Genomic DNA, 20,576 nt, shown 5'->3' on the forward strand with positions numbered 1-20,576 from the left:
CAGGCATCCATGGAGCGAGTCAAACACGCCGACCATTGTAGCGCCGCGAATCGCGTGCGCGGCACCCTGCAATGCAACAGTAAGGCGGACTGCAAGGGGGTTGCGCGGACTTGTCTCTACAATGTGCGCTTCGGCGCCGCCGCGCGCCCTGCCCGAACCCCTGCTTTTCCCGTATTCGCCCATGCCGATTTCCGATCTTTCCACCCGGTTCGCCCCCCGCGCCCGCGTCTGCCTGCGCGCAGCAGCCGTCGTCGCCACCTGCACGGCCCTCGCGTTCGCGCCGTCCGCGCAGGCCCGCAAGAAGTCCCACAAGGAAGCGCGCAAGGCCGTCGTCGTGTCGCCGGCCGCGCGCGCGGCCGGCCTGCCGGCGTCCGTGCTCGTCGCGCTGCAACGCGCGAAGGTGCCGGCCTCGGCGATGAGCGTCGTCGTCGAGCGCGTCGGCGATCCCGAACCGCTGATCGCGTGGAATGCGAGCCGGCCGATGCTGCCGGCCTCGACGATGAAGCTGGTGACGACCTTCTCGGGCCTGTCGATCCTCGGCCCCGACTACCGCTGGCGCACGACCGCGTACGCCGACGGCACGATCGACCCCGACGGCACGCTGCAGGGCAACCTGTACATCAAGGGCACCGGCGATCCGAAGCTCGTGCCCGAAGAGCTGATCGACCTCGTCGACAAGCTCCGCAAGGCCGGCGTCAAGCGCGTGGCCGGCGGCCTCGTGCTCGACAAGAGCTATTTCGCGGCGTCGACGCGCGACCTGCCGTCGTTCGACGACGACGCCAGCGCGCCGTACAACGTCGGCCCCGATCCGCTGCTGTACGCGTTCAAGGCGGTGTCGTTCACGGTCACGCCGGGCGACGACGGCAAGGTGGCCGTCGACGTGCTGCCGCCGCTCGCGGACCTGTCGATCGACAACCAGCTCGTGGAAGGCTCGGGCTCGTGCAGCGCGGCTGCCGCGGCCGCGCGCCCGACGCTGACGGCCGGCGGCGGCATCATGACCGCGTCGTTCGCCGGCGACTACCCGCTGCGCTGCGGCGCGCACACGACCAACCTCGCGATCCTCGATCACACGACGTTCTTCGCGCGTGGCTTCCTCGCGCTGTGGCAGCAGGACGGCGGCACGATCGCGGGGCCCGTGAGCGAAGGCAAGGTGCCGACCACCGCGCGGCCGCTCGCCGTGCATCACAGCCCGGTGCTCGGCAGCATCGTCTACGACATCAACAAGTTCAGCAACAACGTGATGGCGCGCAACCTGTTCCTGACGATCGGCGCGGTCAGCGGCAAGCCGCCCGCGACGCCCGAGCAGTCGAGCCGCGCGATCCAGGCGTTCCTGCAGAAGAGCGGCATCGCGATGCCCGACCTCGTGCTCGAGAACGGTTCGGGCCTGTCGCGCGAAGAGCACGTGAGCGCGCTGTCGCTCGCCGCCCTGCTGCAGGCCGCGAACGCGAGTCCCGTCGCGCAGACGTTCGTCGATTCGCTGCCGATCGCCGGCATCGACGGCACGATGAAGAACCGCCTCACCAACGCCGGCGTGCTCGGCAACGCGCACATCAAGACCGGCACGCTGCGCGACGTGCGCGCGATCGCCGGCTATGTCGGCGGGGCCGACGGCAACAGCTACATCGTCGTCAGCTTCATCAACAACGATCACGCGGAAGGCGCGCGCGCCGCGCACGACACGCTGCTCGAGTGGATCTACGCGGGCGCGCACTGAAGCGCAACGCCGCCCGCAGCGGGTCGCCCTGACGGGCGACCCGCGCAGCCCCGCACCACCTCGCAGGCGGAATTCGGCGCTGCGCGGTTTGAAACGCCCCCCGCCGCCCGCGCACGACGCCCTGCCCGAAAACCGTCCCCACAAAACAGGGCCACACCGCCCGGCCCCGTGCCGCGCGGCTTCCGTAGAAACCCTGTCCTCAGAGGGAACCCTCTACGCTGCCCCCTCGCCTTGCGCGTGGCGATTGCGTAGGCTGTTGGCCTGACCGATATCTACAACGGGCCACACGCCCGGCCTCATGGCTTGCAGGGGAAAGAAGGAGACACGCCCATGCGATTCGACGTCGAATTGCTTCTGCTCGCGCTGGCGCCCGTCTTCCTGCTCTGCATCGCGTGGGAGGCCTGGCACCTCGCCCGCACACGTGCGCAGGACCATGTCTACGCATGGCGCGACACGCTGTGCAACGCGGCGCTCGCCCTGATGCACCAGGGCGCCGACAAGATCGCGTGGCTGTTCGTGATCCCCGTCTATGCGTACTGCTACCAGCACTATCGCCTGTTCACGTGGCACGACAGCTGGCTGTCGTTCGCGGTGCTGTTCGTCGCACAGGATTTCCTCTACTACGTATTCCATCGCGCGAGCCATCGCGTGCGCTGGCTGTGGGCCGCGCACGTCGTGCACCACTCGTCCGAGCGGATGAATTTCTCGACCGCGTTCCGCCAGAGCCTGATGTACCCCGTCGCGGGCATGTGGGTGTTCTGGCTGCCGCTCGCGTTCGCCGGCTTCCCGCCGCAACAGGTGGTCGGCATCGTGCTGATCAACCTCGCGTTCCAGTTCTTCGTGCACACGCAGGCGATCGGCAAGCTCGGCTGGCTCGAGTACGTGCTGAACACGCCGTCGATCCACCGCGCACACCATGCACGCAACGCGCGCTACATCGACCGCAATTACGCAGGCGTCCTGGTGATCTGGGATCGCCTGTTCGGCAGCTATGTCGAGGAGACGCCCGACGATCCGCCGCAGTACGGGATCGTCGAGCGGCTCGGCTCGAACAACCCGCTCGTCGCGACGTTCCACGAGTGGGGTTCGCTGGCGGCCGACGCGTTGCACGTCGACGGATGGCGCAACAAGCTGCGCGCGATTTTCGGCCCGCCCGAATGGGCGAGCGCTTATCATGCGCAGATCGCCGAGGCCGCGAACCAGGATCCGCGCACCGTCCCGCTGGCAGCTGCGCGTGACCAATAAACCGTTTTAGCCAACGGCCGCCGCGCAGCCCGGAACCGAGCAGGCACGCGGCAGATGAGAAACACATCAGGCCATATCTACGAGGAGATCGAACGATGCAGACACAACAACACGCACCTTCCCGCACCCGTCAGCGCATGCTGCGCACCGCGCAGGTCGCGATCGCCGGCGCCGCGCTCGCGCTGCTCGCCGCGTGCGGCGGCGGTGACGACAACAACAGCAGCAGCGCATCGAACACGCCGCCGTCGGGCGTGAAGATGCAGGTCGTGTCGTTCGGCGACAGCCTGTCCGATGCGGGCACCTACTCGCAGATCAAGCTCGGCTTCGGCGGCGGCCGCTTCACGACCAACCCGGGCCAGGTGTGGACGCAGAACGTCGCGCAGTACTACGGCGACACGCTGCAGCCCGCGAACCAGGGCGGCTTCGGCATCCCGCTGCAGGCCACCGGCGGCCTCGGCTACGCGCAGGGCGGCTCGCGCGTGACGCAGCAGCCGGGCATCGGCCACGCGGACGCCAGCGTGCCGAACGCCGACTTCGCGCAGGCAACCACGACGCCGATCGCCGACCAGGTCAAGCAATACGTGTCGCAGCACGGCAGCTTCAACGGCGGCCAGATCGTGCTGCTGAACGGCGGCGCGAACGACATCTTCTACCAGGTCGCGGCACTGCAGGCCGGCGCGATCACGCCGACGCAACTGCAGCAGAACATCGGCGCTGCCGCGCAACAGCTCGCGGGTCTCGTGCAGCAAATCGTCGCCGCCGGCGCGACGCACGTGTTCGTGTCGAACGTGCCGGATATCGGCGGCACGCCGCTCGCGCTGCAAGGCGGCACGCAGACGACCCTCACGCAACTGTCGATGCTGTTCAACGGCACGCTCGCCGCGACGCTGCAGGCACTCAAGGTCGACACGACCAAGTACGTGCTGCTCGACACGTTCACGTGGCAGGACGGCATCCTCGCGAACTACAAGGCGAACGGCTTCGCCGTGTCGAACACCGACACCGCCTGTAACCTGAAGGCGATGGTGCAGGCCGCCACGCAGTACGGTGTCGCGAATGCAACCGCATTCGGCTCGTCGCTGTTCTGCTCGCAGCAGACCTACACGGTCGCGAACGCGGACCAGACCTACATGTTCGCCGACACGGTCCACCCGACGACGCGCCTGCATGCACTGTTCGCGCAGTTCGTCGAACAGCAGATCGCGAAATCCGGCGTCGGCAAGTAAGCCGCCGGCCACGCGCCCAAACGAAAACGCCCGACCGGTTTGCCGGTCGGGCGTTTTCTATTCGTCAAGCGAAACGGGTGTCAGTCGCGTGCTTCGAACGCGGCCGCCGCGCGGCCGAGGCGATCGTTGACCGCGATCCATTCGACCGTTTCGGGCAGCTTCTCGACGAGAATGCGCGCAACCTGCGCACGATCGAGCGCACGCAGCATCCCGTACAGGTCGCGCGCATAGGCTTGCGGATCTTCCGGCGCCGCGACGAAATGCACGCCGTCGGCCTGCGCCCAGCGCCCCGCGCGCGACGCACGGGCGACGAGCGCGACGCGTTCGCCGTCGGTTTGCGCAGCCGCGAGCAGCGGCTCGAGCGCGTCGAACGGCAGCAGCGCGAGCGGCGTGCGCGGCGCGTAATGCGCTTTCAGCGTACCCGACGCGCGCGGTGCGGTCGCATCGCTGCCATCCGGCAGCTGCGGCGCACGGCCGAGCACGTCGGCGATCTGTTGCGGCGTCACGTGGCCCGGGCGCAGCAGCGCCGGGAAACCGCGCGACAGATCGAGGATCGTCGATTCGATGCCGACTTCGGATGCGCCGCCGTCGAGCACGTGCACGGTGTCGCCGAATTCGTCGCGCACGTGCTGTGCGGTCGTCGGGCTCACGTGGCCGAACCGGTTCGCGGACGGTGCCGCGACACCGCCGTGGCCGCCGCGCCGCGCGCTGAACGCGGCCAGCAGCGCCTGCGCGACCGGATGCGACGGGCAGCGCAGCCCGACCGAATCCTGCCCGCCGCTCACGGCGTCCGGAATGCGCGCATGGCGTTTCAGGATCAGCGTCAGCGGGCCCGGCCAGAATGCATCGATCAGCGCGTGCGCATCGGCCGGCAGTTCGTCGGCCCAGTAGCCGGGATCGCCGCCCGGCGGCAGATGCACGATCACCGGATGGTTCGCGGGCCGCCCCTTCGCCGCGTAGATGCGCGCGACGGCTTCGGGATTCGCCGCGTCGCCGCCGAGCCCGTAGACGGTCTCGGTCGGGAACGCGACGAGCTGCCCCGCGTCGAGCAGCGCAGCGGCCGCGTCGATCTGGGCGAGCGTCACGGACTTCGGGAGATCGATGGACATCGGCCGGCGCCTCAGTCGAGCGGCACGCGCAGCAGCTGCGCGCATGCGGAGGCGGCGGCAACGGCTTCGTCGCGCGTCTGCGCAGTGAAGTTCACGTGGCCCATCTTGCGGCCGACGCGCGCGTCCTCCTTGCCGTACAGGTGCAGGTGCGCAGTCGGCATCGCCGCGACCGTGTCCCACGGCGGCGTGACGGCATCGGCCGCCGCACCGTTCGGGAACCACACGTCGCCGAGGATGTTCAGCATCGCGGCCGGCGAATGCTGGCGCGGGTTGCCGAGCGGCATGCGCGTCATCGCGCGCACCTGCTGCTCGAACTGGCTCGTTGCGCACGCATCGACCGTGTAGTGGCCGGAGTTGTGCGGGCGCGGCGCCATTTCGTTCGCGACGAACGAGCCGTCTTCCAGCACGAAGAATTCGACGCACAGCACGCCGACGTAGCCGAGCGTATCGGCAATCCGCACGGCGGCCTGCTGCGCCTCTGCGACACGCGCGGCATCGGCGGCCGGCGCCGGCACGACCGTCAGCGCGAGGATGCCGTTGTGGTGCGCGTTCTGCGCGAGCGGGAAGGCGGCCGAGCGGCCGTCCGCACCGCGCGCGATCAGCGCCGACACTTCGTATTTCAGCGGCAGGCGCTTCTCGAGCACGCACGGCACGCCGCCGAGCGCGGCATGCGCATCGCGCGCTTCCTGCACGGTGCTCACACGCACCTGGCCCTTGCCGTCGTAGCCGAGACGCGCCGTCTTCAGGATGCCCGGCAGCACCGCGTCGAGCGCGGCATCGTCGAGCGCGGCAAGTGCCGCCGACGATTCGATCACGACGTGCGGCGCAACGGGCACGCCCGACGCCTCGATGAAGCGCTTCTCCGCGATCCGGTCCTGCGCGACCGCGACGCAGCGGCCGGCCGGCGCGACAAACGTCGTGCGCGCGAGGAAATCGAGGCTCGCGGCCGGCACGTTCTCGAACTCCGTCGACACGGCGTCGCACAGGTCGGCCAGTTCCGCGAGCGCGGCCTCGTCGTCGTACGCGGCGCGCAGGTGGCGGTCGGCAACCGCGCCGGCGGGGCTCGTCGGATCGGGATCGAGCACGGCGACGCGATAGCCCATCGACTGGGCGGCAAAGCAGAACATGCGGCCGAGCTGGCCACCGCCGACCATGCCCAGCCACGCGCCGGGCAGGATCGGGGAAACGGAATCAGGAGTTGCGGTCATGTCAGTGGTCGGTCGCGGCGGGCGCTGCCCGCCGCAGTGGGGAGGTCAGGCAGCCGCGACGCGCGGCCGCCGGTGCGCCGTCATTCCAGCGGCGGCAGCACCATCGCGTGCGCGGCTTCGTTCTGGCGCACGCGGAACGCGGCGAGCCGGTTCGCATAGTCGACCGAGTTGCCGGACAGGATCGACACGGCGAACAGCGCGGCATTGGCCGCGCCGGCCTCACCGATCGCGAACGTCGCGACGGGCACGCCCTTCGGCATCTGCACGATCGAGTGCAGCGAATCGACGCCCTTCAGATACTTGCTCGCGACCGGCACACCGAGCACCGGCACCGTGGTCTTCGCGGCCAGCATGCCGGGCAGGTGCGCGGCGCCGCCGGCGCCCGCGATGATCGCGCGCAGCCCGCGCTCGCGCGCCTTCTCCGCATAGTCGAACATCTCGTCGGGCATCCGGTGGGCGGACACGACTTTCGCTTCGTACGGTACGCCGAATTCCTGCAGGATCGCGACCGCGTGCTTCATCACGTCCCAGTCGGAACTCGAACCCATCAGCACGCCGATGAGCGGCGCGCTGTGCGTGTGGGCAGTCTGGACTTCGCTCATGTCTTCCTTTCCTCGATCAGGCGAGCGACTGGCCCGTGATGCGCTCGAGCGCTTCCTGGTACTTCGCGGCCGTCTTCTCGACGACGTCGGCCGGCAGCGCCGGCGCCGGCGCCGTCTTGCCCCACGGCTGCGCCTCGAGCCAGTCGCGCACGAACTGCTTGTCGAACGACGGCGGGTTCGTGCCGACTTCGTACTGGTCGGCCGGCCAGAAGCGCGACGAATCGGCCGTCAGCACTTCGTCCATCAGGTACAGCTTGCCGTGGTTGTCGAGGCCGAATTCGAACTTCGTGTCGGCGATGATGATGCCGCGCGTCGCCGCATAATCGGCCGCTTCCTTGTACAGCTTGATCGAGATGTCGCGGATCGTCGCGGCCAGCTCGGTGCCGATGCGGCGCTCGGTTTCCTCGAACGTGATGTTCTCGTCGTGCTCGCCCATCTCGGCCTTCGCGGCCGGCGTGAAAATCGGCTCGGGCAGCTTCTGCGCGTTCTGCAGGCCTTCCGGCAGCTGCACGCCGCATACGGCGCCCGACGCCTGGTACTCCTTCCAGCCGCTGCCGGCCAGGTAGCCGCGCACGACCGCTTCGATCATGATCGGCTCGAGGCGCTTGACGACCACGCCGCGGCCCTTCACCTGCTCGACCTCGTCGGCCGCGACGACTGCTTCCGGCGCGTCGCCCGTCAGGTGGTTCGGCACGATGTGCGCGAGCTTGTCGAACCAGAAGTTCGCCATCTGGTTCAGCACGCGGCCCTTGTTCGGAATCGGCTCGCCCATCACCACGTCGAATGCCGACAGACGGTCGGTCGTGACGATCAGGAGCTTGTCGTTGCCGACCGCGTAGTTATCGCGGACCTTGCCGCGACCGAGGAGCGGCAGCGAGCGGAGCGTGGATTCGTAAAGGGTAGACATCGTCTTTTCGCAGATAAGGAGCCAAACAAAAAGGGAAACGCCGTTCCCCGCGGCAGGCGGGAACGGCGGTCTTGCAATACGTCGGCGAACCGGCGGGCGACAACGCCCGGCGGTTGCCGGCCGGCCCTCGTTCGGCCGGACGGAACGGCTGCCGGGGCCGGATCAGATCCGGCAACCGGGCGGCCAGCCCCGGCCTTGCGGCGGGGCAATCGTACTACAGTCTCAGCGCACGACCTGCGCAAGCGCGCCCGACTTGTACTGCTCGGCGATCTTGTCGAGCGACACCGGCTTGATCTTGCCGGCCTGGCCTTCGCAGCCGAACGCGAGGTAGCGGTCGACGCAAACCTGCTTCGCCGCTTCGCGCGCGGGCTTCAGGTAGTCGCGCGGATCGAACTTGCCCGGGTTCTCGAACAGGTAGCGGCGGATCGCACCGGTGATCGCGAGACGCAGGTCGGTGTCGATGTTGATCTTGCGCACGCCGTGCTTGATGCCTTCCTGGATTTCCTCGACCGGCACGCCGTAGGTTTCCTTCATGTCGCCGCCGAATTCGCGGATCTCGGCCAGCAGCTCCTGCGGCACCGACGACGAGCCGTGCATCACCAGGTGCGTGTTCGGGATGCGCGCGTGGATTTCCTTGATGCGCTGGATCGACAGGATGTCGCCCGTCGGCTTCTTCGAGAACTTGTACGCGCCGTGCGACGTGCCGATCGCGATCGCGAGCGCGTCGCACTGCGTGAGCTTCACGAAGTCGGCGGCCTGCTCCGGATCGGTCAGCAGCTGCTCGCGGGTCATCGTGCCTTCCGCGCCGTGGCCGTCTTCCTTGTCGCCCTTCATCGTCTCGAGCGAGCCGAGCACGCCGAGTTCGGCTTCGACCGTCACGCCGATCGAGTGCGCCATCTCGACGACCTTGCGCGACACGTCGACGTTGTACTCGTACGACGCGACCGTCTTGCCGTCGGCTTCGAGCGAACCGTCCATCATCACGCTCGTGAAGCCGCTGCGGATCGCGCCCATGCAGACTGCCGGCGACTGGCCGTGATCCTGGTGCATCACGACCGGGATGTGCGGGTACGACTCGACTGCTGCTTCGATCAGGTGGCGCAGGAACGGCTCGCCCGCGTACTTACGCGCGCCGGCCGATGCCTGCATGATCACGGGCGCGCCGACCTGGTCCGCCGCCGCCATGATCGCCTGGACCTGCTCCAGGTTGTTCACGTTGAAGGCCGGCAGGCCATAACCTTGCTCTGCCGCGTGGTCCAGCAATTGACGCATTGATACGAGAGGCATTGTGGAACTCCTTGGAATGAAAACCGGTGCGCCCTGACGCCGGCGCGGCATCCGCCCCCGTTTGGACCGGGGTGGCGCGGCGCGGCTGAGCGTCGAATAGCCGCATTTTATCGCGAAGCGCCTCCGATTCCGACCGCCTGGTGGCGCCGACTCGCAATTTGTTACGTTCGCACGGCACAATGCGGGCAAAAAGAAGAAAAAAAGCCGCGCGGGGCTTCGGACCCCACGCGGCTTTTGCGTGAAAAACGGTGCCGGATCCATTTTCAGCCGATCCGGACGGCCGGCCCGCAGGCCGGCCCGATGCTCAGTCGGCGCTCAATAGTGCTCGCCGACCCGCACGATCTTCAGCGTGTTGGTGCCGCCCGCCTGCCCCATCGGCTCGCCGACCGTCAGCACGACCATGTCGCCGTGCTGCACATAGCCCTGCTTGACGACGATCTCGAGCGCGGCCTGCAGCGCCGAATCGCGGTCGCTGTTGAAGTCGACGTGCAGCGGCGTCACGTTGCGGTACAGCGCCATCGTGCGCTCGCTGCCGACGCGCGGCGTCAGTGCGAAGATCGGCACGTGCGTGTAGTGACGCGACATCCACAGCGCGGTCGCGCCCGATTCGGTCAGCGCGATGATGGCCTTCGCGCCGAGGTGGTACGCGGTGAACAGCGCGCCCATCGCGATCGACTGGTCGATCCGCGTGAACGTGCGGTCGAGGAAATCCTTGTCGAGCTCGACGTGTTCCGACTTTTCCGCTTCGACGCAGACGGCCGCCATCGTCTCGATCGTGACGACCGGGTACTTGCCGGCGGCCGTCTCGGCCGACAGCATCACCGCGTCGGTGCCGTCGAGCACCGCGTTCGCGACGTCCGACACTTCCGCGCGGGTCGGCACGGGAGCATGGATCATCGATTCCATCATCTGCGTCGCGGTGATCACGAGCTTGTTCGACTCGCGCGCCATCCGGATCATCCGCTTCTGCAGCGCCGGCACGGCCGCGTTGCCCACTTCCACCGCGAGGTCGCCGCGCGCGACCATGATGCCGTCGGACGCGTCGAGGATGCTTTGCAGCGCCGGGATCGCTTCCGCGCGCTCGATCTTCGCGATCATCTTCGGCTTGATGCCGTACGGCGCGCCCGCGATATTCGCGAGCTGACGCGCCATTTCCATGTCGGTCGCGTTCTTCGGGAACGACACCGCGACGAGGTCCGCGCCGAGCGACATCGCGGTGCGGATGTCTTCCATGTCCTTCGCGGTCAGCGCCGGCGCCGACAGGCCGCCGCCCTGGCGGTTGATCCCCTTGTTGTTCGACAGCTCGCCGCCCACCTTGACGATCGTGTGGATCTCGTCGCCGAGCACGCGCTCGACGGTCAGCACGATCAGGCCGTCGTTCAGCAACAGCAGGTCGCCCGGGCGCAGGTCGCGCGGCAGTTCCTTGTAGTCGAGGCCGACGCGCTCGTCGTTGCCGAGTTCGCAGGCGGCGTCGAGGATGAACGGCTGCCCCGGCACGAGCGTGGTCTTGCCGTTCTCGAACTTGCCGACGCGGATCTTCGGGCCCTGGAGGTCGGCCATGATCGCGATCTCGCGGCCAACCTTGCGGGCGGCCTCGCGCACCATCTCGGCGCGCTGGCGGTGATCGTCGGCCGTGCCGTGCGAAAAATTGAGCCGCACGACGTCGAGGCCCGCCTGCATCATCTGCAGCAGAATCTCCGGCGAACTGGAAGCCGGGCCGATCGTGGCGACTATCTTGGTGGCGCGCTGCATGAAACTCCTCATCTGGATCAAGGTGGATGCGCTGGGTGAAACGCTGCGAGAGCCGGAAGCGGCAGGCCCAGCGGCGGCCGTTCCGGGGGGCGTGCCGGTGCTTGCGCCCGGCATCGCTTTGTTCTGAATCTCGTGGTGCTGTGCGGCCGCGTCGCCGGCAGCCGCCGGTGCGCGCGGGGCGGTGTTCGCCCGCGCGGGCGCGCGTTTGCGCTTGCCCGCGCCGGCCGGCTGCTCCGCTTTCGCGGAGCGCACGGCCTTCGTCACCCCTGCGCGCGCCGCCACGCTCAGGCCGCCCGCGTTTCGAGCACTTCCACCGCCGGCAGCTTCTTCCCCTCGAGGAACTCGAGGAAGGCGCCGCCGCCCGTCGAGATGTAGCTGACCTGGTCGTGGATGCCGTACTTCGCGATGGCCGCGAGCGTGTCGCCGCCGCCTGCGATCGAGAACGCGGACGATTTGGCGATCGCTTCGGCGAGCGTCTTGGTGCCGTTGCCGAACTGGTCGAACTCGAACACGCCGACCGGGCCGTTCCACACGATCGTGCCGGCCTTCTCGAGCTGGCTCGCGAGCGCCTTGGCGGTATCCGGGCCGATGTCGAGGATCATGTCGTCCGCTTCGATGTCGGCGACCTGCTTCACCGTGGCCACGGCCGTCGGCGAGAATTCCTTCGCGGTGACGACGTCGGTCGGGATCGGCACCGACGCGCCGCGCTCGCGCGCTTCGTCGATGATCGCCTTCGCCTCGTTGACGAGGTCGGCTTCCGCGAGCGACTTGCCGATCCGCAGGCCGGCCGCGAGCATGAACGTGTTGGCGATGCCGCCGCCGACGATCAGCTGGTCGACCTTGCCGGCCAGCGACTTCAGGATGGTCAGCTTGGTCGACACCTTCGAACCGGCGACGATCGCCACCAGCGGGCGCGCCGGGTTGCCGAGCGCCTTGCCGAGCGCATCGAGTTCGGCGGCCAGCAGCGGGCCCGCGCACGCGACCGGCGCGTACTTCGCGATCCCGTGGGTGGTCGCTTCCGCGCGGTGTGCGGTGCCGAATGCGTCGTTCACGTACACGTCGCAGAGCTTCGCCATCTTCTGGGCGAGCTCGTCCGAATTCTTCTTCTCGCCCTTGTTGACGCGGCAGTTCTCGAGCAGCACGACCTGGCCCGGCGCGACGTTCACGCCGTTCTCGACCCAGTTCGACACCAGCGGCACGTCACGGCCGAGCAGCTCGGCGAGGCGCTTCGCGACCGGCGCGAGCGAGTCTTCCGGCTTGAATTCGCCTTCGGTCGGACGGCCGAGGTGCGACGTGACCATCACGGCCGCGCCGGCGTCGAGCGCGGCCTGGATGGCCGGCACGGACGCGCGCACGCGCGTGTCTTCGGTGATGTTGCCCTGGTCGTCCTGCGGGACGTTCAGGTCGGCGCGGATGAACACCCGCTTGCCGGCGAGCTGGCCGGCGGCGATCAGGTCGGTAAGACGCTTGACTTGGCTCATGTTGGACAAATTGAAGTAGTGGATGGGGAAAGGGGATTCACGCTGGATGTGCGCGGGCTGCCGCGAAAGGGCGCCGGATGCGGCCGTGGCTGGCGGTTCGCATGACGCGCACGGGTAAAAAATCTCGAACGGGCATTCTAGCCGATCCACCCGGCAGACTGACCCGCGGGCGGCGAATTCCGCCTATTTGGGATCGCGCGCGGCAACGGACACATTGCCGCAACGCAGCAATGCAAGTGCGCGGACGGCCGGCGCCCGGCGGGCCGGAGCGGCAGCCCATCAGAAGACCAGGCGCAGCGCGGTGAACACGAGCATCCCGACGACGATCGTGCCGAGCATGCTGCGCCGCCACAAGAACCAGCCGAGGCCGGCGAGCGCCGCGTAGAACGGATGGTTGGTCAGCGCGAACGACAGCCCGGCCGGCGTTTCGAGCACGTCGGGCAGCACGACGGCGACCAGCGCGGCGGCCGGCGCGTAGCGCAGCGCGCGCTGCGCACGTTCGGGCAGCACGGTGCGCTCGCCGCCGATCAGGAACAGCGCGCGCGTGACGGCCGTGACGACCGTCATCCCGATGATGACGATCCAGATCTCCGTCGCGCTCATTCGATTTCCTTTTCGTGCACGGTTTCGGTGCGGATGCGCCGCCAGTCGGCCCGTTCGACGAAGAAGTCGGCCGTGCAGCCGGCCGCGAGCGCGGCGAGCACCGCGAGCGGCAGCGCGAGCCGGTACGGCAGGTCGAAAGCAACGAGCGACACGATGCCCGCGACCGCGACGGCCGCGAGCGTCGAGCGGTTCGCGACCGCCGACACCATGATCGGGATCAGCGCGAGCGTGCCGGCCAGTTCCAGCCCCCAGCTTGCCGGGAAGAAGCTCGCGAGCAGGATGCCGGCGAGCGACGACACCTGCCACGACACCCAGCTCGCGAGCGCCATCCCCCAGAAATACGCTTCCTTGCCCGGCACGTGGCCGTAGGCAAAGCCCTGTTTCTGAAACAGCAGGTAGATCACGTCGCCGTTGAAATAGCCGATCGCGAGGCGCCGCCACAGCGGCAGGTAGGAAAAATGGGGGGCAAGCCCGGCGCTGAAGATCACGAAGCGCATGTTGACCATCGCGGCCGTGAGCAGCACGGTCCAGATCGGCAGCTTCGCCGCGAGGAGCGGCAGCACCGCGAGCTGCGACGAGCCCGCGTAGACGAAGATCGACATCGCGCTCGCCTGCCCGAGCGTCATGACCGACTTGCTCATCGCGATGCCGGTGACGAGGCCCCAGGACAGGATCGCCATCAATGTCGGGGAATAGTCGCGCGCGCCCTGGATCAGCGCAAAGCGGTCGGTGGCGGACAATCGAGCGAGCATGGGAGAGCGGGCCGCAGCGGGCGGTTCGTCGGGGCGCCGGCGCCTCCTGCCGGTACGTCCCATCGTTATTGGAATCGGTACCGGACGATTATAGCGCCGGCCCCGCGCCGACCGACCGGATCGCCGCCAAATGACGCTAAAATAAGCGTCTTTCCGGCTCAACGCTGCATACAACCGCATCCCAGGAGAAATCTATGTCAATGGCCGACCGCGACGGCAAGATCTGGATGGACGGCAAGCTGATCGACTGGCGCGACGCCAAGATCCACGTCCTGACCCATACGCTGCACTACGGCATGGGCGTCTTCGAGGGCGTGCGCGCGTACAAGGCGGCCGACGGCAGCACCTCGATCTTCCGCCTGCCCGAGCACACCAAACGTCTGCTGAATTCGGCGAAGATCTTCCAGATGGACGTGCCGTTCGACCGCGAGACGCTCGAAGCCGCGCAACTCGAAGTCGTGCGCGAGAACAAGCTCGAGTCGGGCTACCTGCGCCCGATCATCTGGGTCGGCTCGGAAAAGCTCGGCGTGGCCGCGAAGGGCAACACGATCCACGTCGCGATCGCCGCATGGCCGTGGGGCGCGTACCTCGGCGAAGACGGCCTCGCGAAGGGCATCCGCGTGAAGACGTCGTCGTTCACGCGCCACCACGTGAACGTGTCGATGGTGCGCGCGAAGGCGTCGGGCTGGTACGTGAACTCGATCCTGGCGAACCAGGAAGCGACCGCCGACGGCTACGACGAAGCGCTGCTGCTCGACGTCGACGGCTACGTGTCGGAAGGCTCGGGCGAGAACTTCTTCCTCGTGAACAACGGCAAGCTGTACACGCCCGACCTGTCGTCGTGCCTCGACGGCATCACGCGCGACACGATCATCACGCTCGCGAAGGACGCCGGCATCGAAGTGATCGAGAAGCGCATCACGCGCGACGAGGTCTACACGGCCGACGAGGCGTTCTTCACCGGCACCGCCGCCGAAGTCACGCCGATCCGCGAACTCGACAACCGCACGATCGGCAGCGGTGCGCGCGGCCCCGTCACGGAAAAGCTCCAGTCGGCGTTTTTCGATATCGTGTCGGGCAAGAACGCGAAGTACGCGCACTGGCTGACGAAGGTCTGAGCGCGCCGCGCCCCGACCGCCCCACAAAAGAGTGATAAGAGAAAGTCTCATGAGTGAAATCAAGGAAATGCCGCTGGTCGAGCTGACGGCCAAGGATCTTCCCGCCTACTGCCCGAACCCGGCCATGGCACGCTGGAGCGCGCACCCGCGCGTCTTCATCGACGTGTCGCACGGCGAAGCGCGCTGCCCGTACTGCGGCACGCGCTACAAGCTGCGCGACGGCGAGGTCGTCAAGGGCCACTGAGCCCGGGCGGCCGGGCCCGCGGGCCCGCCGACTCGCAAGGCGGCGCCGCCGGAAATCCGGCGCGCCGCCCTTCCCCATTCTGGCAACCCGAACGCGGCGCCCATGCGCCGCGCTTCATTACGACATCGGAAGTCGACCTGATGCGTCGAGCGCTGGTTATCGCACCGAATTGGATCGGTGACGCATTGATGGCGCAGCCGCTTTTTGCGCTGCTGAAAAAGCTCCATCCCCGCATCGCAATCGATGCCGTCGCGCCCTCGTGGGTCGCGCCCGTGCTCGAGCGGATGCCTGAGATCCACGATGTCTACGCGACCGATCTCGCGCATGGCAAGCTGCAGCTGCTGCGCCGCTGGCAGCTCGCGAGCGACCTGCGCGACGTCGGCTACGACGCGGCGTACGTGCTGCCGAATTCGCTGAAGTCCGCGGTGATCCCGTGGCTCGCGAACATCCCGCTGCGGATCGGCTACACGGGCGAGCACCGCTACGGGCTGCTGAACGTGCGGCACGCGAATCCGACCAAGTCGGGCGAGCGGCCGCCGATGACGACCCACTACGCGGCACTTGCCTACGCGCCGGGCGCGAAGCTGCCCGAGTCGATGAAGACGCTGCCCGCGCCGCGCCTCGACGCCGACCTGAACGAGACGGCGCGCGTGTCCGCACGTTTCAATCTCGATACGCGCAAGCCGCTCGTCGTGTTCTGCCCGGGCGCCGAATACGGCCCGGCCAAGCGCTGGCCGCCCGAGCACTTTGCGGCGCTCGCGACGATCGTTCATCAGTCGTTCCCGTATACGCAGATCGTCGCGCTCGGCTCGCAGAAGGACGCGGCAGCCGCGCAGGCGATCGCCGACCACGCACCGAACGTGCGCAACCTGTGCGGACAGACGTCGCTGTCCGAGGCGTGTGCGCTGATCGCGCGCGCGAACGCGGTCGTCACCAACGATTCGGGGCTGATGCACGTCGCCGCCGCGCTGCGCCGGCCGCTCGTCGCGCTGTACGGATCGACCGATCCGCGCCACACCCCTCCGCTGTCGGACCTGGCGAAGGTACAATGGCTGCATCTCGAATGCAGTCCCTGCTTCGAACGCGAGTGCCCGCTCGGCCACCTGAAGTGCCTGCGCGAACTCGGTCCCGAGCAGGTATTCGGCGATTTGCGCGGCATGCTCGTCGGGCAGCGCTGACCCTGACCGGCAGCGTCGCACGGCGCGCCGGGCAATCCGATTCACCGGTGTGCGGCGGCTCCTTGCGGGCCGCCGTGCTGAATACGGCGCGCGACGCGCGCGAGAGACAACCCCGATGCCACGTTTTGCCCGCCTTTTCGAAGCCGCTGCCGATACGCTGAACGCCTACTACCAGGCCGTCGCGGATGCCAATCTCGACGCGCTGCTGGCGTTGTGGATCGACGAGGATTTCGCCAGCTGCGTATGGGCGGACGGCGAGCATCTGCACGGCCTCGACCAGATTCGCAGCGGGCTCGCGAACCGGCTCGCCACGCGCCCCGTGACGATCGAGCCGCTCGACATCCGCGTGTACGACAGCCTCGGCACGGTCGTCTATACGATCGCCGAAGCGCATCAGCAGGCCGACCTGACGGCCGAACCCGACATGGTTTTCGCGACGTACGTGATGATTCACGAACGCGGCGAATGGCGCATCGCGCACATCCACGCGAGCCCGATTCCCGAACAGGCGGCCGGGCAGTTCGCCGCCAAAATCCGTCATGGTCAGGGCCCGCTGCACTGACGAAAAGACGAAGCAACGCATACGCGGGGCGATCATGAGTACGGCTTCTCCGCCCACCTCGCCGCTGACCGGGGCCCCGGCCCCAGACGACGACACACTGCGCTATCGCGCACCGCGCTGGCTACCGAACAGCCATGCGCAAACCATCGTGCCCGCGCTGTTCGCGCGGCGTCCGGTAGTCGCCTACCGGCGAGAGCGATGGGAAACCCCCGACCACGACTTCATCGATCTCGACTGGGTCGCGCATCTCGACAGTGCGGCGCCGGCGCCCGATGCGCCGCTGTTCGTGCTGTTCCACGGCCTCGAAGGCAGTTCCGGCTCGCACTACGCGCTCGAGATGATGGCCGCCGCGCGCGCGAAGGGCTGGCACGCCGTCGTACCGCACTTTCGCAGTTGCAGCGGCGAAATCAACCGCCAGCCGCGCTTCTACCATCTCGCCGACAGCGCCGAAGTCGACTGGATCCTGCGCCGGCTCGCCGCGCAGCATCGCGGGTCGCTCGTCGCGGCCGGCGTGTCGCTTGGCGGCAACGTGCTGCTGCGCTGGCTCGGCGAGCATCGCAGCGACACGTCGATCGTGCACGCCGCCGCCGCGATCTCGACGCCGATCGACGTCCATGCGGGCGGCCGCGCGCTGTCGCAGGGGTTCGCGATGGTCTACACGCGCAGCTTCCTGAAGACGCTCAAGCGCAAGGCGCTCGCGAAGCTCGACCAGTACCCGGGGCTGTTCGACCGCGAAGCGATGCTGCAGGCCGTGACGATGCGCGACTTCGACGAAGTCGTGACCGCGCCGCTGCATGGCTTCGCGGACGCCGACGACTACTGGACGAAGGCGACGACACGACCGCTGCTGCCCGCAATCGACGTGCCGACGCTGATCCTCAACGCCCGCAACGACCCGTTCCTGCCCGAATCGGCGCTGCCCGGCCCGGCCGACGTGTCGCCGGCCGTCGAGCTGGACCAGCCGGCAGCCGGCGGGCACGCGGGATTCATGACCGGGCCGTTCCCCGGCCGCCTCGACTGGTTGTCGGCGCGGGTGTTCGGCTATTGCTCGAAATTCGTCGACCATGGATGACATCGTCAGGCAGGCGCTCGCCAAATGGCCGAACGTGCCGCATTGCACCGGCTGGCTGCTGCTCGACCGGCGCGGCGAATGGCGGCTGCGCGACGACGCGGCGCAGGCGGCCGGCGAACTCGGCTCGCCGATCCGGCATGCGGCGCTGAACGCGTTCATCGGCCGCAACTACGAATGCGACGCGCAAGGCCAGTGGTTCTTCCAGAACGGGCCGCAGCGCGTGTACGTCGAGCTCGCGTATACGCCGTGGGTCGTGCGGCTCGCCGAGCGCGACGGACAGCTCACGCTCACCGACCAGACGGGCGCGTCGTTCGAACCGGACGAAGCCTGGCTCGACGATGGGGGTGGCGTGCTGTTTCGTGCGGCGGGCACGCCGCCGCGCGTCGCGGCGCTGCACGATCACGATCTCGGGTTGTTCGCCGATCACGCGGATTTCGAGGCCGAGCCGCCCGTGCTGCGCTGGCGCGACGGCCACGCGTTGCCGCTCGGCCATATCACGTGCGCCGACGTGCCCGCACGGTTCGGCTACATCGCCAGCCCGGCGCGCCACGCACGCGACGCGGCAGACAGCGGCAACTGACCCGCCGCGGCACCGTCCGCGTGCGCCGCGCGACGGCCGCTACCCGCGGCCGTTCTTCTCGTCGTCGCGCTCTTCCTTGTAGCGCGCCTCGAATTCCAGCAGCCGCGCGCCGATGATCGACTGGTCGTAGAACGACACGTCCTTCGCGTCGCGCGCTTCCTTCAGTTGCCGGATCGCCGACGGCCACGCGCCGTCAAGCGCGAGTTTCTCCGCGAGCGCACGGCGCCGTGCAAGCACGTCGCCCTTGCCGTCGCTCGACTTCGCGAGGTAATCCCACCAGTCCGGCTGCTCGGGATCGGCCTTCGCCTGCGCGCGGGCAAGCGTCTGCGCTTCGGCGAAGCGGCGCGCGGCAATCAGTGCCTGCAGATGCGCGACGATCGCCGCGTGCGACGCCGGCCAGCGCCGCTGCGCGAGCGCCGAGAGCCTGACTGCGTCGTCGGTCCGGCCCGCGCGGCGCGCCATGTCGGCGGCCAGCACGTCGAGGCTCGGCGAACTCGTTTCCGGATCGTCCTCGCGCCGCTCGCGCGCATCGAACGCGGCGCGGGCCGACGTGAGCGCCTTGCCGGCCGCATCGTATTCGGCGAGCAGCACGTTCGCGAGCGCGATGCCGTACCAGTTCGCCGCGACGTTCGGCGCCGTGCGATCGTCGATCTCGAGCTGCATCCGGCGTGCCTCGGCCGAGATGTCGGTCGGCGCCCGGTTCTGCAGGATGCGCAGCCGTGCCCGCACGAACCCGTATTCGGCCGACTGGCGCGGCTGCCGGTACGGCGCGCGGCGCGCGCGATCCTCCATGTCGGCGATCCGCTCGCCGGTCAGCGGATGCGTGCGCGCATAGGCCGGGACGCCCGCGTCGCCCATCGACGCGCGGTCGAGCCGCTCGAAGAAGCCCGGCATCCCGTACGGATCGTAGCCCGCCCCCGCGAGCAGCTGGAAGCCGACGCGATCGGCTTCGCGCTCGGCCGAACGCGAGAAGCGCAGCTGGTTGTCGACCGCGTATGCCTGTCCGCCCACCGCAATGGCACTGCCGAGATCGCCGCTGCGCGCGAGCACACCGGCCAGCACGCCGAGCAGCATCGTCGCGAGCGCCGTGTAGCCGGTCTTCTCGCTCGCGCCGATCATCCGCGCGATATGCCGCTGCAGCACATGGCCCATCTCGTGGCCGACCACCGACGCAAGCTCCGACTCCGTCTGCGTCGTGACGACGAGCCCGCTGTTGATCCCGATGAAGCCGCCCGGCATCGAGAACGCGTTGATCTGCGGATCGCGCACCGGAAACAGGTCGAAATCCGGCGCGTAGCCGCCGATGAAGCGCGCCGCCGCCGCGGCCGCGAGCCGCGCCGCCATCGCGTTCAGGTAGTCGCGCACGAGCCAGTCGTCGAGATAATCGGGATCGCGCCGCACTTCGCGCATCACGCGCTCGCCGAGCCGGCGCTCGGCCCGCGGCGTCAGCGAACCGCCGGAGCCGTCGCCGAGGTCGGGCAGTTCCAGCGCACGCAGCGGCGCGCGCAGGCTCGCGACCGGCGCCGATGCGCCAACGGCGCCCGAGAACCGGCTCTCCGCGCCGCCGTACGTACCGAACACGCCAGTCGCGATGCCGGACGGCACGGTGGAAATCGACGTCGAGCCGCCGGCCGCCGGCTCGAGCGGTGGCGCGGACGCGCTCTGCGCATGGCCGCCCGGCGGCAGCGCGAGCGCCGCCGACAGCGACACGGCAAGCAACTGTTTCACACGCATGGCAGGATGAAAACGACGCCGTCCCGCGCGAGCGGCGCGCATCGCGGCGTTTGGTCTGAATATTCGGGCCATTGTACCGGCGCCGCGGCGACTGTCCCGTGCCGCGCGCGCGTCATCTGCGCCCCCGGGGACGCGAATGCCGCTGCTATGATAGGCGCCCGTTGAGACGCTGGATCGGTTCGTGGCGCCGGTATGGGACTCC

At 68.6% G+C, this 20,576-nt stretch carries 20 protein-coding genes; 10 read left to right on the plus strand and 10 right to left on the minus strand.

Translation table 11 applies throughout. From position 1 onward, the window contains the following. Nucleotides 1–181 precede the first annotated feature (181 nt). From dacB to OHZ10_RS14220, 3 genes are all read left to right on the plus strand, one after another. Nucleotides 182–1,714, plus strand: coding sequence for a D-alanyl-D-alanine carboxypeptidase/D-alanyl-D-alanine endopeptidase (gene dacB / locus OHZ10_RS14210; RefSeq protein WP_059233313.1), 1,533 nt, complete (start codon nt 182–184; stop codon nt 1,712–1,714). A 330-nt stretch (nt 1,715–2,044) separates the two neighbouring features. Continuing rightward, nucleotides 2,045–2,959 carry a sterol desaturase family protein gene (locus OHZ10_RS14215; RefSeq protein WP_059233312.1) on the plus strand — a complete coding sequence of 305 codons (915 nt, stop codon included), beginning with the start codon at nt 2,045–2,047 and terminating at the stop codon, nt 2,957–2,959. A 95-nt stretch (nt 2,960–3,054) separates the two neighbouring features. Then, nucleotides 3,055–4,185: an SGNH/GDSL hydrolase family protein gene (locus OHZ10_RS14220; RefSeq protein WP_059233311.1), complete on the plus strand. Its 1,131-nt coding sequence runs from the start codon at nt 3,055–3,057 to the stop codon at nt 4,183–4,185. A gap of 80 nt (nt 4,186–4,265) precedes the next feature. Here the strand turns inward: OHZ10_RS14220 and OHZ10_RS14225 are convergent, their stop codons facing one another. The 6 genes from OHZ10_RS14225 to pyk form a co-directional block, all read right to left on the minus strand. Next, nucleotides 4,266–5,294, minus strand: a complete 1,029-nt coding sequence (locus OHZ10_RS14225; protein ID WP_174993145.1) for an L-threonylcarbamoyladenylate synthase — start codon at nt 5,292–5,294, stop codon at nt 4,266–4,268. Between the two features lie 11 nt (nt 5,295–5,305). After that, nucleotides 5,306–6,502, minus strand: coding sequence for a 5-(carboxyamino)imidazole ribonucleotide synthase (locus tag OHZ10_RS14230; RefSeq protein ID WP_342702818.1), 1,197 nt, complete (start codon nt 6,500–6,502; stop codon nt 5,306–5,308). An 80-nt stretch (nt 6,503–6,582) separates the two neighbouring features. Next, entirely contained in the window at nt 6,583–7,104 is a 522-nt protein-coding gene (purE, locus tag OHZ10_RS14235; protein WP_050014544.1) for a 5-(carboxyamino)imidazole ribonucleotide mutase, read from the minus strand. A 16-nt stretch (nt 7,105–7,120) separates the two neighbouring features. Further along, complete coding sequence (locus OHZ10_RS14240; protein ID WP_039360621.1) at nt 7,121–8,011, minus strand: phosphoribosylaminoimidazolesuccinocarboxamide synthase; 891 nt, start codon at nt 8,009–8,011, stop codon at nt 7,121–7,123. A 222-nt stretch (nt 8,012–8,233) separates the two neighbouring features. Next, nucleotides 8,234–9,298, minus strand: a complete 1,065-nt coding sequence (gene fba, locus OHZ10_RS14245) for a class II fructose-bisphosphate aldolase (RefSeq protein ID WP_059233308.1) — start codon at nt 9,296–9,298, stop codon at nt 8,234–8,236. Between the two features lie 315 nt (nt 9,299–9,613). Continuing rightward, nucleotides 9,614–11,050 (minus strand): pyruvate kinase, encoded by a 1,437-nt coding sequence (gene pyk, locus OHZ10_RS14250; protein WP_034189082.1) that lies wholly within the window; start codon nt 11,048–11,050, stop codon nt 9,614–9,616. Between pyk and OHZ10_RS14255 the strand changes: the two genes are divergently transcribed. After that, nucleotides 11,049–11,177, plus strand: a complete 129-nt coding sequence (locus OHZ10_RS14255) for a hypothetical protein (protein ID WP_021164118.1) — start codon at nt 11,049–11,051, stop codon at nt 11,175–11,177. The two genes, pyk and OHZ10_RS14255, sit on opposite strands and share 2 nt — an antisense overlap. Before the next feature lie 157 nt (nt 11,178–11,334). Here OHZ10_RS14255 and OHZ10_RS14260 read toward each other — a convergent pair whose 3' ends face one another. The 3 genes from OHZ10_RS14260 to OHZ10_RS14270 all read right to left on the minus strand — a co-directional run bounded on the left by OHZ10_RS14260 (nt 11,335) and on the right by OHZ10_RS14270 (nt 13,886). Further along, entirely contained in the window at nt 11,335–12,531 is a 1,197-nt protein-coding gene (locus OHZ10_RS14260; protein WP_174993147.1) for a phosphoglycerate kinase, read from the minus strand. Between the two features lie 279 nt (nt 12,532–12,810). Further along, on the minus strand, nt 12,811–13,134 hold the full coding sequence (locus OHZ10_RS14265; protein ID WP_059233306.1) for an AzlD domain-containing protein: 324 nt from the start codon (nt 13,132–13,134) through the stop codon (nt 12,811–12,813). Then, nucleotides 13,131–13,886, minus strand: a complete 756-nt coding sequence (locus tag OHZ10_RS14270) for an AzlC family ABC transporter permease (RefSeq protein ID WP_059233305.1) — start codon at nt 13,884–13,886, stop codon at nt 13,131–13,133. The genes OHZ10_RS14265 and OHZ10_RS14270 overlap by 4 nt, the downstream gene beginning before the upstream one ends. A 194-nt stretch (nt 13,887–14,080) precedes the next feature. Here OHZ10_RS14270 and OHZ10_RS14275 point away from each other — a divergent pair, with 194 nt between their 5' ends. The 6 genes from OHZ10_RS14275 to OHZ10_RS14300 all read left to right on the plus strand — a co-directional run bounded on the left by OHZ10_RS14275 (nt 14,081) and on the right by OHZ10_RS14300 (nt 18,640). Further along, nucleotides 14,081–15,004: a branched-chain amino acid transaminase gene (locus tag OHZ10_RS14275; protein ID WP_059233304.1), complete on the plus strand. Its 924-nt coding sequence runs from the start codon at nt 14,081–14,083 to the stop codon at nt 15,002–15,004. A 49-nt stretch (nt 15,005–15,053) separates the two neighbouring features. Next, entirely contained in the window at nt 15,054–15,248 is a 195-nt protein-coding gene (locus OHZ10_RS14280; protein ID WP_006749970.1) for a zinc-finger domain-containing protein, read from the plus strand. Between the two features lie 140 nt (nt 15,249–15,388). Beyond that, nucleotides 15,389–16,426, plus strand: a complete 1,038-nt coding sequence (gene waaF, locus OHZ10_RS14285; protein WP_059233303.1) for a lipopolysaccharide heptosyltransferase II — start codon at nt 15,389–15,391, stop codon at nt 16,424–16,426. A gap of 115 nt (nt 16,427–16,541) precedes the next feature. After that, on the plus strand, nt 16,542–16,988 hold the full coding sequence (locus OHZ10_RS14290; protein ID WP_034178922.1) for a nuclear transport factor 2 family protein: 447 nt from the start codon (nt 16,542–16,544) through the stop codon (nt 16,986–16,988). A gap of 34 nt (nt 16,989–17,022) precedes the next feature. Further along, the gene (locus tag OHZ10_RS14295) at nt 17,023–18,060 is read left to right on the plus strand and encodes a hydrolase (RefSeq protein ID WP_342702827.1); all 1,038 of its coding nucleotides are present in this window, start codon (nt 17,023–17,025) and stop codon (nt 18,058–18,060) included. Then, nucleotides 18,053–18,640, plus strand: a complete 588-nt coding sequence (locus tag OHZ10_RS14300; RefSeq protein WP_340624421.1) for a DUF2946 family protein — start codon at nt 18,053–18,055, stop codon at nt 18,638–18,640. Before OHZ10_RS14295 ends, OHZ10_RS14300 begins: the two co-directional genes overlap by 8 nt. A 39-nt stretch (nt 18,641–18,679) precedes the next feature. Here OHZ10_RS14300 and OHZ10_RS14305 read toward each other — a convergent pair whose 3' ends face one another. Further along, complete coding sequence (locus OHZ10_RS14305) at nt 18,680–20,374, minus strand: M48 family metalloprotease (protein ID WP_059233300.1); 1,695 nt, start codon at nt 20,372–20,374, stop codon at nt 18,680–18,682. Nucleotides 20,375–20,576 lie beyond the last annotated feature (202 nt).

Origin of the sequence: Burkholderia arboris, assembly GCF_038723655.1 — a bacterium.
GTDB classification, from domain to species: domain Bacteria; phylum Pseudomonadota; class Gammaproteobacteria; order Burkholderiales; family Burkholderiaceae; genus Burkholderia; species Burkholderia arboris.